The organism is Streptomyces sp. ADMS (assembly GCF_033441795.1).
Lineage (GTDB): Bacteria > Actinomycetota > Actinomycetes > Streptomycetales > Streptomycetaceae > Streptomyces.
Genome location: NZ_JAVFVX010000151.1, coordinates 1 through 13972 on the forward strand (window position 1 = coordinate 1; position 13972 = coordinate 13972).

The 13972-nt window shown below is 71.8% G+C and carries 15 protein-coding genes; 12 read left to right on the forward strand and 3 right to left on the reverse strand.

What is annotated here, in order from left to right; translation table 11 throughout:
• Positions 1-110: 110 nt before the first annotated feature.
• Positions 111-230 carry a histone-like nucleoid-structuring protein Lsr2 gene (locus RB628_RS36370; protein WP_318324911.1) on the forward strand — a complete coding sequence of 40 codons (120 nt, stop codon included), beginning with the start codon at positions 111-113 and terminating at the stop codon, positions 228-230.
• A gap of 20 nt (positions 231-250) precedes the next feature.
• Here RB628_RS36370 and RB628_RS36375 read toward each other — a convergent pair whose 3' ends face one another.
• Entirely contained in the window at positions 251-724 is a 474-nt protein-coding gene (locus tag RB628_RS36375) for a type II toxin-antitoxin system VapC family toxin (RefSeq protein WP_318324912.1), read from the reverse strand.
• A complete protein-coding gene (locus RB628_RS36380) occupies positions 714-983 on the reverse strand; it encodes a type II toxin-antitoxin system prevent-host-death family antitoxin (RefSeq protein ID WP_318324913.1) in 270 nt (89 codons plus the stop codon). Before RB628_RS36380 ends, RB628_RS36375 begins: the two co-directional genes overlap by 11 nt.
• A 118-nt stretch (positions 984-1101) precedes the next feature.
• On the opposite strand from RB628_RS36380, the gene RB628_RS36385 reads away from it, so the two are divergent.
• The 7 genes from RB628_RS36385 (at position 1102) to RB628_RS36415 (ending at position 7897) form a co-directional block, all read left to right on the forward strand.
• Positions 1102-2784 carry an SWIM zinc finger family protein gene (locus RB628_RS36385; protein ID WP_318324914.1) on the forward strand — a complete coding sequence of 561 codons (1683 nt, stop codon included), beginning with the start codon at positions 1102-1104 and terminating at the stop codon, positions 2782-2784.
• A gap of 87 nt (positions 2785-2871) precedes the next feature.
• Positions 2872-3291 carry a hypothetical protein gene (locus tag RB628_RS36390; protein WP_412180781.1) on the forward strand — a complete coding sequence of 140 codons (420 nt, stop codon included), beginning with the start codon at positions 2872-2874 and terminating at the stop codon, positions 3289-3291.
• Positions 3292-3663: 372 nt separating this feature from the next.
• Positions 3664-5841 carry an ATP-binding protein gene (locus tag RB628_RS36395; protein ID WP_318324916.1) on the forward strand — a complete coding sequence of 726 codons (2178 nt, stop codon included), beginning with the start codon at positions 3664-3666 and terminating at the stop codon, positions 5839-5841.
• Between the two features lie 77 nt (positions 5842-5918).
• Entirely contained in the window at positions 5919-6353 is a 435-nt protein-coding gene (locus tag RB628_RS36400; RefSeq protein WP_318324917.1) for a roadblock/LC7 domain-containing protein, read from the forward strand.
• 2 nt (positions 6354-6355) lie between these two features.
• Complete coding sequence (locus tag RB628_RS36405; protein WP_318324918.1) at positions 6356-6727, forward strand: DUF742 domain-containing protein; 372 nt, start codon at positions 6356-6358, stop codon at positions 6725-6727.
• Positions 6705-7313 (forward strand): GTP-binding protein, encoded by a 609-nt coding sequence (locus RB628_RS36410; protein WP_318324919.1) that lies wholly within the window; start codon positions 6705-6707, stop codon positions 7311-7313. Before RB628_RS36405 ends, RB628_RS36410 begins: the two co-directional genes overlap by 23 nt.
• Complete coding sequence (locus tag RB628_RS36415; protein ID WP_318324920.1) at positions 7310-7897, forward strand: GAF domain-containing protein; 588 nt, start codon at positions 7310-7312, stop codon at positions 7895-7897. The genes RB628_RS36410 and RB628_RS36415 overlap by 4 nt, the downstream gene beginning before the upstream one ends.
• Positions 7898-7953: 56 nt before the next feature.
• On the opposite strand, the gene RB628_RS36420 is transcribed toward RB628_RS36415, so the two are convergent.
• The gene (locus RB628_RS36420; RefSeq protein ID WP_318324921.1) at positions 7954-9840 is read right to left on the reverse strand and encodes a DUF2264 domain-containing protein; all 1887 of its coding nucleotides are present in this window, start codon (positions 9838-9840) and stop codon (positions 7954-7956) included.
• A 371-nt stretch (positions 9841-10211) separates the two neighbouring features.
• Here RB628_RS36420 and tdh point away from each other — a divergent pair, with 371 nt between their 5' ends.
• The 4 genes from tdh to RB628_RS36440 all read left to right on the forward strand — a co-directional run bounded on the left by tdh (position 10212) and on the right by RB628_RS36440 (position 13841).
• A complete protein-coding gene (gene tdh, locus RB628_RS36425) occupies positions 10212-11240 on the forward strand; it encodes an L-threonine 3-dehydrogenase (protein WP_318324922.1) in 1029 nt (342 codons plus the stop codon).
• Between the two features lie 28 nt (positions 11241-11268).
• Positions 11269-12462 carry a glycine C-acetyltransferase gene (locus tag RB628_RS36430; protein WP_318324923.1) on the forward strand — a complete coding sequence of 398 codons (1194 nt, stop codon included), beginning with the start codon at positions 11269-11271 and terminating at the stop codon, positions 12460-12462.
• A gap of 35 nt (positions 12463-12497) precedes the next feature.
• Entirely contained in the window at positions 12498-13400 is a 903-nt protein-coding gene (locus RB628_RS36435; RefSeq protein WP_318324925.1) for a LysR family transcriptional regulator, read from the forward strand.
• A gap of 84 nt (positions 13401-13484) precedes the next feature.
• Entirely contained in the window at positions 13485-13841 is a 357-nt protein-coding gene (locus RB628_RS36440) for an MmcQ/YjbR family DNA-binding protein (RefSeq protein WP_318324926.1), read from the forward strand.
• Positions 13842-13972: the final 131 nt, after the last annotated feature.

Consider the following 13972-nt stretch of genomic DNA (forward strand, 5'->3'; position numbering starts at 1 on the left):
GTCAGCCGTTCGAGCCGGCCGGGGTGCTGCCGGTCGAGCCGTGGTGGCGGGGTGTCGGGTACATGCCCCATTAAAGCAACGGCATTGGCCGGTTGGCTGTGGGGGCGAGTGTGGCCGAGGTACGGGCCTGGGCCCGCGAGCGGGGCATGGACGTGCCGTGCCGGGGGCGGCTCCGTGCTGAGGTCTGGGAGGCCTGGCATGCCGCCCACTCCGGCTCACGGAAGGCGTGAGCGGTTGGTGCCGTGGCGGCCTACCGGTCGTGCAGCACCTTCGGGCGGGTGACGGGGACCACGGTGAGCAGGTCGTCCAGGCCCTTGAAGTCGTCCGGGTTGGTGGTGAACAGGGGCAGGTCTTCCGCGACGGCGATGGAGGCGATCATCAGGTCGGCGATGCGGCGCCGAGGTTGGCGGCCGGCGCTGATGACGGCGGCGCAGACGCGGCCGTAGATGCGGGCGGCTTCCGCGTCGAAGGGGATGGGGTCGAACTCGTTCTCGGCGCGCTGGAGAATGTCCGTGCGGCGGGCGCGCTCGGCGTGTTCGTCGTAGTCGTTCTGCTCGGCGTTGGCGCGCACCTGGTGGGGGCCCGCGGAGAGCTCGGCCAGGGTGACGGCGGTGATGGCAAGCTCGGCGGGCAGCTCCCCGGGGTCGATCCACTTGCGCAGGATCATGATGTTGGTGTCGAGGAGCCCTTGCTGGTACGCGACGGGCTGATGCTCACCGGCCATAGGGGTCGTCCTGCTCCTGTTCGGCGGTGGCGTCCTGGTCGGCGCGGAAGGCGTCCAGGGAGACGTCGGAGGCGGTGCGGGACATGGCGGCGAACTCGCCGCGCGGGACGAAGCGCCGACGGCGGCGCAGGGGGATCAGCTCGCCGATGCGGTGACCGTCGCGGGTGACGGTGAAGGACTGGCCGCTTTGGACGGCGTCCATGATCTCTTTGGATCTGGTGCGCAGATCGCGCTGGGTGATCTCGGGCTGGGCGGTCATGGCTTCACGGTAGCCGCCTGGTGCTACAGAGTGCCACCCTGTAGCACTCTGGTGCTCCGGTGAGGCCGGCGGAGCGGATCTGGCGTCCCTCACCCCGCGGGAGCGGTTGAATACCGGTGTGGCACGGACAGTGGTGGGATTCGGCGAGGACGACCTGCGGACGCTGGCCGGGGTCCGGTCCTTCGAGCGGGGGCTGGGGTACCTGGACGCAGTGACCGGTCTGGAAGTGGGGGAGGGTTCGGTCACCGCCGTGGTGCACGGCACGGACATCTACGAGGTGGAGCTCAGCCTCGGCGGGGACACCGGCATCTCCGGATGGTGCGACTGCCCGTACGGGCAGGAGGGCAACTTCTGCAAGCACTGCGTGGCGGTGGGACTGACCGTGCTGCGTCAGGCGGAGGCGATCCCGCGCCAGCGGTCCGCCGCCCGGGCGCGGGCCTCCGGCTTGCAGGCGTGGCTCACGGCGCTGTCCCGTGACGAACTGCTCGCGCTGGTGCGAGAACAGATCGGGGAGGACCGGGAGTTGCGTCGGCGGCTGGAGCTGCGGGCCGCGGCCGCACACTCGGACACAGACGCGGTCCGTGACCGGATCCTGGTGCTGATCGACCCGCGGCCCTTCGCCCGGTACGGATACATCGAGTACGCGGACGCCACCGGGTACGCCCGGCAGGTCGAGGAAGCGGCCGACGCGCTGCGTGCCCTGGCCTCCGGGGGGTCGGCGGCGCGGGCGGTGGGCCTGGCCGAGGAGGCGATCCGGGCGCTCGGGCAGGCGTACGAGGAGGTCGACGACTCCGACGGTGTGGTCGGGCAGGCCGTCGCCGCGGTGGCCGGGGCCCATCTGGAAGCATGCGGAGTTGCGTGCCCCGACCCGGAGCGGCTGGCCGAGTGGCTGGTCAGCCAGGTACTCGGCGACCGGAACGACGCGACGGACCTGGATCCGCTCGACTATGCCCACGTGCTGGGGCCGGCCGGGCTGGCCCGTATGCGGCAGCTGGCAGCCGAGGCGCGGCGGCGCAGCCCGCGCGGCTGGGCGGAGCGGTACCTGATGGAGCGCCTGGTCAAGGCGGAGGGCGACGTGGACGCGCTGGTCGCCCTGTACGCGAAGGACCTGGTGCCGTCCGGCGTCACGCATCTGCGCATCGCCGAGGAACTGGAGGCGGCGGGCCGCGCGGACGAGGCGCTGGCGTGGGCGGAGCGCGGGCTGCGGGAGACCGCCACCGAGGCGCATGTAGACAGCCGCCTGGTGGACTACGTATGTGACCGCTACACGCGGGCGGGCCGGATGGCCGAGACGGTCACGGTCCGCCGGGGCCGGTTCCGGGCGGAGCGCTCCCTCGCCGCCTACCAGCACCTGCGTGCCGCCGCCCGGGCCGCGGACTGCTGGGAGACCGAGCGTGAGGCGGCGCTGGCCGTCCTGCGCGACGACGCCCGCCGGGAGCGCGGCGGCTGGTACGCCGGGCCCGTGCTGATCGACGCGCTGCTCGACGACGGCGACCTGGACGCCGCCTGGCGCGAGGCGGCTGACCGCGCCGACGACCGGCAGTGGCAGCAGCTCGCCGACCTCTCGTGCGAGGCGCGCCCCGCCGACGCGCTCGCGGTGTATCTGCGGCTGGTCGAGCCGCTGAAGGAGCCAACCGGCGACCGCGTTTACGAGCGGCTGGCGCGGCTGCTGTCGGGTGCCCGCGGCTGCCACCGGGCGCTGGGCACCGAGGACGCGTTCGCCGCGTACCTCGCTGTTCTGCGTGCAGAACTGAAGCGCAGGCGCAAGCTGATGACCATCCTTGACCAGCAAGGGCTGTGAACCCTGCCTTCAGAGGGCGAGTCCGGGGCAGTCCTTGTGAGTCCGGTTGTGAGCCTGGAAGGCCTTGGACCCAGGAGTACGGCACGGATGACCCCGGAGGAGGGCATACGTGCCCACCTCGACCTCCAGGGCGGGGCGTCCGCCGGTCTGATGCTGCCGATCCACTGGGGCACCTTCAACCTCGCGGCGCACGCGTGGTCGGACCCCGCCGAGGGCACGATCGAGGCCGCCCGCAAGGCGCACGCGCGGATCGCGCTGCCGCACCCGGGCGAGCCGTTCGAACCCGCCGCCGGGACGGTTCCCTCGGCGCCCTGGTGGCGGGACGTGGCCCTGACCCCGGAGGGCGGGTGGCCTTCGGCCGGCGCCGACGTGGCGGCCGACACCTCTCGTACGGCCGATGTCACTCGTACGGCTGATGTGGACGACGCCCGGACCGACACGGCCGGTGACATTCAGGGGGGTGCTGCCGACGGCAGCGGTCAGCCCAGGGTGGTTCCCGCGGGCTGACGGCGGCGGGCGAAAACGGACGACAGACGGACAACCGTACGGACGGCGAGGGCCAGGGAGCAGATGTCTCCCCGGCCCCCGCCGTTCGCATGCGACTGGTTCTGACCAGCTCTGATCGATTCGACTGGGTGGGCGAACGTATATCCGAAGGGCTTATCGGTCTGCCGTGCGAGGTCTCATACCAGAGCGGGACTGTGTCCGGGGCGGTTTGTCAACGGCTCACCGCACATGATGCGTTGCCGACTACTGTGAGTGGCCGTCGGGCGACACAGGGCCGTTTTCTTCGGCGCTCGTCCGGCACCGCGATGGCGCACGCCCGAGTCGCGCAGACGCGCGCTTCCCAGGTCCCGACGCACCAGTACGAGGACGAAGATGTCTCACCTCCGCGCACCGGCCCCCCGCGCAGACCGCCGTGAGGGCGGTCGGCACGGTCGGCCGGTCGCCCGTGCCGTCCCCTCACTGCCCGAGACCCACATACGGCCCCAGCTCATGCGGCTCGCCGTGCTGCCGCCGCTCGCGGTCGCCCTCAGCGCCTGCGCGGCCGTCCTGTTCCTCGTCCGCTCCACCGGGGTGCGGCCCACGCTCGCTCTGTTCGCCGTACTCGCCGGCGCGGTCGGGGTGGCTCTCGGGGGCATGGTGATCGCCCTGGTGGCCGCCGACCGTGCCGCCAGATCCGTGCACGAACGCCTCGGCGCCCTGCGTCGCTCCAGCGCCCGCAGCGAGACGGACCTGCGCGCCCTGGTCGAGGCGCTGCGGCGTGGCGACGCACCGCCGGTCCGTCAGGCGCGCGCTGTCCCCGCGGCCGACGCCGACGACTTCGAACTCCTCGGCGCCGACCTCGCCCGTGCCCACGACGGCGCCGTCACCGCGGTCGTCCAGGCCTCGCAGCTCTCCAGCCAGGCGGGCAGCGAACAGAAGGTCGAGGTCTTCGTCAACCTCGCCCGGCGCCTTCAGTCGCTGGTGCACCGCGAGATCTCCATCCTCGACGAGCTGGAACACGAGATCGAGGACCCCGACCTGCTCAAGGGCCTCTTCCACGTCGACCACCTCGCCACCCGTATCCGCCGGCACGCCGAGAACCTCGCCGTGCTCGGCGGCGCGGTCTCCCGTCGCCAGTGGAGCAACCCGGTCTCCATGACGGAGGTGCTCCGCTCGGCCATCGCGGAGGTCGAGCAGTACTCGCGGGTCAAGCTCGTCCCCCCGATCGACGGCACCCTGCGGGGACACGCTGTCGCCGACGTCATCCACCTGCTCGCCGAACTCGTCGAGAACGCCACGGTGTTCTCCGCCCCGCACACCCAGGTGCTGCTGCGCGCCAACCTCGTCACCTCGGGGCTGGCCGTCGAGGTCGAGGACCGGGGCCTCGGCATGCCCGTGGGCGAACAGCAGAAGATGAACGCGCTGCTCACCGACCCCGACCAGGTCAACGTCGCCAGCCTGCTCCAGGACGGTCGCATCGGCCTCTTCGTGGTCTCGCAGCTGGCCCGCCGCCACGGCATCCATGTCCGCCTCCAGACCAACATCTACGGTGGCGTGCAGGCCGTACTCGTCGTGCCGCAGGGGCTGCTGGGCCTGGATACGCTGCCGGGCGCACCCGGGGGCGTACCGCAGCCGCGACCCCAGGCGCCGGCACGGCCCCAGGCCCCGGCCCGGATCCAGGACACCGGGGGCATGCGGCGGGTGGCCGAACCTCCCCGGCAGCGTCCGTCGGCCGTCGGCCACGAGAAAAGGCCGCCGACACCCGCAACACCCGGACCCACGATGCCCGGTTCCGGCACGCGCCCCGGCGGTTCGACACGGCGGCGGCCGGAAGCGCCCCGGCCCGCCGCGCCGGAGTCGAACGGCCGGGGCCCGGCACCGCTGCCCGTACGCGGGGCCCACGCGGAGCGGCCCAACCCCGCGGAGGCGATGCCCGGCATCCGTCCCGGCGACCGGCGGACCGTCGCGGACAACGTCACCGCGCCGCCCACCCCCCGAACGGGCGCCGTGAGGGGCACCATGGGCAAGCCTCAACTGCCCCGCAGACGCGCCCAGGAACACATCGCACCGCAACTGCGGGGCGGCCCGGCAGCTCCCCGCCCGGAGAGCGAACACGTCGTCGAACACGACCCCGGCCTCATGGCCGCCTTCCAACGCGGCATCGGGCTCGCCGAGGCACGCCAACTGGAGTCGGACTACACGGATCCGGCCCTGGCGGCGATGGAACGGGAGTACGAGGCCAATTACGGGGAGTCGGTGCGCGCGGTGACTCCCCCCAGGCTGCCGGCGACCCCGGAACCGGTGTACGCGGAGCCCACGTACACCGGGGAGACGGCCGCTTCGGAGGCGGCGCCCCTGGAACCGGTGTCCATGGAGCGTGTCGCCGAGCGGCCGACCGGACCGGGCATCCGCCCGCCGGCCACGGAGGCGGGCCGCGCCGACGCCACCACGTCCTCCACGGACGTACCGTCCCCGGACCCGTCACCCATAGCCGAGGCGCACCGACTGCGCGCCCCCGGACACGACCTGGACCTCACTGCCCGGCACGACGGGAGCGCACCGGCCGGATGACCACCCTCCGCAGCACCATCCCTGCCCCCACCCCCAGCGCTCCCGCAGACCTTCGTACCCCAAGGAGTCGATCCACCATGGCGAGCGATGTGCCGACCGGCCATGTATCCGATCTCGACTGGCTGATGAGCGGCCTCGTCCAGCGCGTACCGCACACCACGAGCGCGGTACTCCTGTCCTGCGACGGACTCGTCAAGTCCGTCCACGGCCTCGACCCGGACAGCGCCGACCACATGGCCGCCCTGGCCTCCGGCCTGTACTCCCTCGGACGCAGCGCGGGTGTCCGGTTCGGGGACGGCGGTGAGGTCCGGCAGGTCGTCGTCGAACTCGACTCGACCCTGCTGTTCGTCACCACCGCGGGCTCCGGCACCTGTCTCGCCGTACTGGCCGGCCGTGAGGCCGACGCCGCGGTACTGGGTTACGAGATGGCGATGCTGGTCAAGAGCGTCCGCCCGTACCTGATGACCGCGCCTCGGCAGTCCGCCGTCGAACCTTCGGCGTTGAGGCCTTGAGCGTGACGGCGGCCGGCGACGGGCCCTGGCTCGACGACGCGGCCGGACGCCTCGTGCGCCCCTATACCGTCAGCAACGGCCGGACCCGGCCGACCACCGCCCTCGACCTCATGTCCCAGGTGATGGCCACAGGGGCCACCCCTCTCGGCTACCTCGGCCCCGAGTACGCGCAGGCGATCGACCTGTGCCGGGTGCCCGTCTCGGTCGCCGAGATGGCCGCCCATCTGAAGCTGCCGGCGGCGGTCACCAAGGTGTTGCTGTCCGACCTCGTCGACTGCGGGGCTCTCACGACGAAACCGCCCGAGTTCTACCACAACCCCACTGACCGGTCTCTTCTGGAGGCAGTGCTCGATGGACTACGACGACAGCTCTGATCCCTTCCCCACCGCATTGAAGATTCTGGTGGCGGGAGGGTTCGGAGTCGGCAAGACGACCCTGGTCGGCGCGGTGAGCGAGATCGCGCCGCTCAGCACGGAGGAACTGCTCACCACGGTGAGTGCCTCGACCGACAGTCTCGAAGGCATCGAGAACAAGGTCGAGACCACCGTGGCCATGGACTTCGGCCGCATCACCCTGGACCCGCAACACGTCCTCTATCTGTTCGGTACACCCGGACAGGAGCGGTTCTGGTTCATGTGGGACGAACTCTCCGAGGGCGCACTCGGCGCGGTGATCCTCGCCGACACCCGGCGCCTGGAGGACTGTTTCGCGGCCGTCGACTTCTTCGAGCAGCGCGGCCTCGGTTTCATCGTCGCGATCAACGAGTTCGACGGCTCGTTCCGTTACGACCCCGAGGAGGTGCGCGCCGCCATCGACCTCGACCCCGAGATTCCGATCGTGCGCTGTGACGCCCGTATCTCCAGCTCTGGGGTGCAGACCCTGCTCACCCTCGTACGCCATCTGCTGGCCCACGCGCCCGCGCCCGCACCCAGTGCCCACAGTGAGGGAGCCCGCCCATGAGCTACGACCCGCCACGCCCGGCCGGTCGTCTGCTGCTGACTCCCGAGGACAGGGAGGCTCCCGCCCGCACCCTGCGACTGCGTGGCCTGGGCCTCGGGGAGCGGCCCGAGCCGGCCCTGGACGCCTTCGCGGACCGCCTCGCGGAGCTGGTCGGGACGCCCTACGCGATGGTCAACTTCATCGGTGAGGAGCGGCAGTTCTTCGCCGGGCTCCATGTCCCGGGCGAGGCCGGCACCGATACCCGTGACGAGGCCGGCGCCGACTCCGACGAGGAGAAGCCGTGCGTGGGCCGCCAGCTGCCGCGCGACCACGGGTTCTGCCCGCATGTGGTGGTCCGGCGCAAGGCGCTCGTCCTGGAGGACGTCCGTGACTATCCGCGGTTCGCGGGCAACCCGGTCGTCGACGAGTTCGGCATCCGCTCGTACCTGGGCGCGCCGCTCATCGACAGCACGGGCATGGCGCTGGGCACGGTGTGCGCCGCCGACCTCGGGCCGCGCCCCTGGGGGAAGGCGGGGCTGGAGACCATCAAGGCGATGGCGGCGGAACTCGCCGGACAGCTCGCTCCGGGGGAGTGCCTTGGTTGAGGGGCATGTCCGAGGAGTCAGGTCCGAGGGAGTGTGTCCGAGGGGGTGGGTCTCCGTCACACGGACACCGTCTCGCCGTCCGGGAACATGATCAGCACGCGGCCCTCCTCCGTCACCGCGCACTCCACCGCCTCGCGCAGGGCCTGCGGATGCACCGCGTCCCGGGTCAGCGCCACCAGGGTCACGAACAGCCTGCTCGCGCCCGGCGATTCGGCCGCGCGCTGGAGGTACGGCGTCGCGGAGTGCGGGCCGAAGGCGTTCGCGTCGACCTCGCGTGCCACACCCGTGGCCTCGTCCCAGCCGTGCAGCGCGACGACCACACTGGTCAGCCCGGAGCCGGTGCGGGTCAGGGCCCAGCCGTCACCCCGCTCGGCCTCGGGCAGGGCGGTGTCGGCCACCGCGTAGCCGCCCTCCCGGACCGCGGCGCCGGCCGGCGCCTGTACACGGTGCACGCGGATCTCCCAGGAGCCGTGCAGCACGCTCGTCGACTCGACCCGGAACTCCCCTTCGAGGCCCGGGAGTTCGGCTTCGTACCGGGAGGCCGCCACTCGCCCCGAGCAGTGCAGCGGAAGGATTCTGCGCCGACGTGACGCCGTGCCGTCGGGGGCGAGGAGCGCCAGGTGGCCGTCCACGTTCCGCTGCCAGGCAACCGAGCCCGACTCCGGCGCGGTGGCCGTCGAGTAGCCGAACTTGGCGTAGTGCGGATCGTCGGCGGCGGGTCCCTCCATCGGATTGTGGTCGCTGCCGTGGTTGACGAGACGCACGATGCCGTCGTGCCGGGTGCCGTGCAGCAGCCAGCCCGGTCCCGGCAGCGCCGTGTACTGGTCCGACTCCTCGACGGGCAGCGCACGTTCGCGTGCCGTCCACACCGGATGCTCCGGGGGCAGCAGCAGGCCCAGGAAGGCCATGCTCGACCAGTACGGTGACCCGGGACCCGAGTGCGCCTGGGTCGCCGGCAGAAACGTGCCGTACCAGCCCAGCGGCAGCAGCCCGCGCTTGTCGGGCACTCCGCGCTCCACGAAGTGCGCCACCGCGCCCGAGGCCAGCCGCCGGGTCAGCCCCGGAGCCAGGGGAGTGCACTCGGCCAGCGCGCCCAGCCAGACGGGAGCGGTGGCGGCGAAACGGTACGTCAGGGAGCGGCCCTGGTGGACGGCAGCGCCGTCCGCCCCGAAGAAGTGGGGGTAGGCGGCGAGGAACTGGGCGAGCCGGCGCCGGTGGACCCGGCCGCGTCCGCCGTCCTCGCCGCCCGTCATCCGGCACCACAGCAGGGGATACAGGTGCATGGCCCAGCCGATGTGGTAGTCGAACGTACGGCCGTCGCCGTCGCTGTACCAGCCCCCGCCGACATACCAGTCGTCGATCCGGTCGAGGCCGTTGTCGATGTCCTCCTGGCGGTGCGGCGCCCCCACCGACGCCAGGAACTGCTCGGCGACCACCTGGCACAGCCGACCGCTGTCGTCCCGGGTACGGCGGCCCACGAAACCCCACAGCCAGTCGATGATCCGCTCCTGCACATCCACGTCGAGCCGGTCCCAGATCCACGGACGGGTCTCGTGCAGCCCGATGGCGATCGAGGCGGCCTCGGTCATCGGCTGGGAACAGTCGGTGAGTTCGGGCCAGGCCTCGCCGCTGTCACGGTCCGTGCCCGCTGTCAGACCCTGCGCGTAGCGCTCCATGAGACGGGGATCCACCTCGCCCGTCGCTCCCGCGATCCGGAAGGAGGCCAGCAGGAACGACCGTGCGAAACCCTCGAGTCCGTCCGACACCACGCCCGCGGAGGAGTTGCGGCCCGGCAGCCGGTACTGCGCGAGACCTGGCGTCGCATAGGGGACCAGCGCCTCCAGCTGCCGGTCGGCGAGCGCCTCCCAGTGCGCCCGGGTCCAGCCGGTGAACAGCGACAGGACCCGGTCGTTGGGCGGAAGCGCCAAGTGCGGTGCGGGCATGACGGGTTCCTGACTCCTTCGACGGGCCCCGGCGGGGCGCTGCTGCCGGTTCACCTGTGGGTTCGCGCGGCCTCTCAGGAGGGATACGGCTGATGGTTCCGGTCGGATCAACAGGTGGCGGCCGTTGTGGTCCATCCGGCCAATCGGGATATGCCAGTCGCCGTCCGGTGTGAAGGTGAACTGCGGCGGAGCTTAAGAAAACCTCGATGGACCGGGGAGCCGCCGTACGGCAGATTTCGTCTCGCGGTCTCGCGATCTCGTTCTCGTGTCCTCGCGTTCTCGTCGGTCCTGCCGCCGACGTTCACCCCTCTCCCCGGTACGGGCTGCTTCGGCGTGCCCGGCCCCGGGAACTACCCACAGGAGCCGCTGCGTTGAAGGCGCTGGTCAAGGAGAAGGCGGAGCCCGGGCTGTGGCTCGCGGACGTACCGGAACCGGCCGTCGGCCCCGGTGACGTACTGATCAAGGTGCTCAGAACCGGGATCTGCGGCACCGACCTGCACATCCGGGCCTGGGACGGCTGGGCGAGGCAGGCGATCCGTACGCCGCTCGTGGTCGGGCACGAGTTCGTCGGCGAGGTCGTCGGGACCGGACGCGATGTCACCGATGTCGCTGCCGGCGACCGGGTCAGCGGCGAGGGGCACCTGGTGTGCGGCCGGTGCCGCAACTGCCTCGCCGGGCGCCGTCACCTCTGCCGGGCCACGGTGGGGCTCGGTGTCGGCCGGGACGGGGCCTTCGCCGAGTACGTGGCGCTGCCCGCCGCCAACGTGTGGGTGCACCGCGTGCCCGTCGACCTCGACGTGGCGGCGATCTTCGACCCGTTCGGCAACGCCGTGCACACCGCCCTGACCTTCCCACTGGTGGGCGAGGACGTCCTGATCACCGGAGCCGGCCCGATCGGGCTGATGGCGGCGGCGGTGGCCCGGCACGCGGGGGCGCGGAACGTCGTCGTCACCGACGTCAGCGAGGAACGGCTCGATCTTGCGCGCAAGATCGGCGCGAGTCTGGCGCTGAACGTCTCCGGCGCGAGCATCGCCGACGGTCAGCGCACCCTCGGACTGCGCGAGGGCTTCGACATCGGCCTGGAGATGTCCGGCCGTCCCGAGGCGCTGCGCGACATGATCGCCAACATGACGCACGGCGGACGCATCGCGATGCTCGGCCTGCCGGCCGAGGAGTTCCCGGTCGACTGGGCGCGGATCGTCACCTCGATGATCACCATCAAGGGCATCTACGGCCGTGAGATGTTCGAGACCTGGTACGCGATGTCGGTGCTGCTGGAAGGCGGCCTCGACCTCGCCCCGGTCATCACCGGCCGGTACGACCACCGCGACCACGAGGCCGCGTTCGCGGACGCGGCGAGCGGCCGGGGCGGCAAGGTCATCCTCGACTGGAACACGTAACTCCCTCATATCCTCAGGAGCTTCTGTCATGTTCGACTCCGTCCGCGACGACCTGCGCGCCACCCTCGACGAGATCCGCGCCGCCGGTCTGCACAAGCCCGAGCGCGTCATCGGCAGCCCCCAGTCCGCGACCGTCGCCGTCACCGCGGGCGGCCGCACCGGCGAGGTCCTCAACTTCTGCGCCAACAACTACCTCGGCCTCGCCGACCACCCCGAGGTGATCACCGCCGCCCACGAGGCACTCGACCGCTGGGGCTACGGCATGGCGTCCGTGCGTTTCATCTGCGGTACGCAGGAGGTGCACAAGGAGTTGGAGGCCCGGCTCTCGGCCTTCCTCGGCCAGGAGGACACGATCCTCTACTCCTCCTGCTTCGACGCCAACGGAGGCGTCTTCGAGACCCTCCTCGACGCCGAGGACGCGGTGATCTCCGACGCCCTCAACCACGCCTCGATCATCGACGGCATCCGCCTGTCCAAGGCCCGCCGCCTGCGATACGCCAATCGCGACATGGCTGATCTGGAGCGGCAGCTGAAGGAGGCCGCGGGTGCCCGGCGGAAGCTGATCGTCACCGACGGCGTGTTCTCCATGGACGGTTACGTGGCCCCGCTGCGCGAGATCTGCGACCTCGCCGACCGCCACGGCGCGATGGTCATGGTCGACGACTCGCACGCCGTCGGTTTCGTCGGCCCCGGCGGCCGGGGCACCCCCGAGCTGCACGGCGTCATGGACCGCGTGGACATAGTCAGCGGCACGCTGGGCAAGGCGCTGGGCGGCGCCTCCGGCGGCTATGTGGCCGCTCGCGCCGAGATCGTCGCCCTTCTGCGGCAGCGTTCCCGGCCGTATCTGTTCTCGAACACGCTTGCCCCGGTGATCGCCGCCGCCTCGCTGAAGGTGCTCGACCTGCTGGAGTCGGCGGACGACCTGCGCGTCCGGCTCGCCGAGAACACCGCCCTGTTCCGCCGCCGGATGACCGAGGAGGGCTTCGACATCCTCCCCGGCGACCACGCCATCGCGCCCGTGATGATCGGTGACGCCGCGACGGCCGGCCGGATGGCGGAACTGCTGCTGGAGCGCGGTGTGTACGTGATCGGTTTCTCGTACCCGGTCGTGCCGCACGGCCGGGCACGCATCCGTGTCCAGCTGTCGGCCGCGCACTCCACCGAGGAGGTGGACCGGGCCGTGGACGCCTTCGTCGCGGCGCGGGCGGAGCTGGAGGGCTGACGGGACCGTCCTGGGCATATTGGATAATCGATCGAGTGATCGAAGCGCGGCGGCTCCACATCCTGCGTGCGGTGGCCGACCACCGTACGGTGACGGCGGCTGCCGCCGCGCTGTACCTCACCCCCTCAGCCGTATCCCAGCAGCTCACGGCCCTGGAGCAGGAGACCGGCCACCGCCTCGTCGAGCGCGGTGCCAGGGGCGTACGGCTGACCCCGGCCGGCGAGATCCTGCTCGCGCACACCAACGTGGTCCTCGCCCAGCTGGAGCGGGCCGAGGCCGAGCTGGCCGCGTACGGCTCGGGCGCCGCCGGCACGGTCACCGTCGCCGCCTTCGCGACCGGCATCGCCCTGGTCGTCGCCCCCGCCCTGGCCCGCCTCGCCGGGACCGCCCCCGGCATCAGGGTCCGCGTCCAGGACGCCGAGGGCGACGCCAGCCTGCCGATGGTGCTCGACCGGCAGGTCGACGTCGCGGTGGCCGTCGAGTACCGGGGGGCGCCGCCCGCCGACGACCCCCGCCTCACCCACGTCCCCCTCTATGCCGAGCCCTTCGACGCGGTCGTCCCCGTCACCCACCGCCTCGCCGAGGCCCACGAGGTGCCGCTCGCCGAACTGGCGAAGGACCCCTGGATCGGTCCGTACCCCGGCAATCCCTGCCATGAGGTGGTCGTCCTGGCCTGCGAGAACGCCGGTTTCCGGCCCAGACTCGAACACTCCTCGGACGACTTCCGCGCGGTGGTGGCCCTCGCCTCGGCCGACGCGGGCGTGGCCCTCGTACCGCGTTCGGCGCTGCGCGGCATGGAGCTGACGGGGGTGGTCGTGCGGCCGGTCGACGGGGTGGCGCCCACCCGGCGGGTCTTCGCGGCCGTACGCAGGGGAGCGGAGGACCATCCGCTGATCCGTCCGGTGCTGGAGGCGCTCGGCACGGCCGCGCAGGCGTAGGGTTCCGGGTTCCGCCCCCGGGCGAGCCGGCAGCGGGGCGGGCTCCTGGGGTGATTGTCAGTGGCATTGGCTACGGTGCGTTGCATGCCGGAAGCCGAAGACGTACGCCGTATCTCCCTCTCACTGCCGGACACGACGGAGAAGCTCGCCTGGGGCATGCCCACGTTCCGGGTCGCGGAGAAGATGTTCGTCACGCTGCCCGAGGACGAGACCTCCATCGCGGTGCGCTGTCCGAAGGTGGAGCGCGACGAACTGGTTCTGGCGGAGCCGGACAAGTTCTGGATCGCCGACCACGAGGCGGGGTTCGCCTGGGTGAGAGTGCGCCTGGCCGCGCTGGAGGACGAGGACGAGCTGCGCGACATCCTCGCCGACTCCTGGCGTCAGGCGGCCCCGCCCCGGCTGGTGGACGCCCACCCGGGGCTGGGAATGCCGGGCCAATAAAGGAGTGCGCGACCATCGACCCGAGTGCGGTATTGTTTCCATGCGCGTTCGGCCAGGGGAAACCCCAGGTCAGACGGCACCGGGACGTGGCGCAGCTTGGTAGCGCACTTGACTGGGGGTCAAGGGGTCGC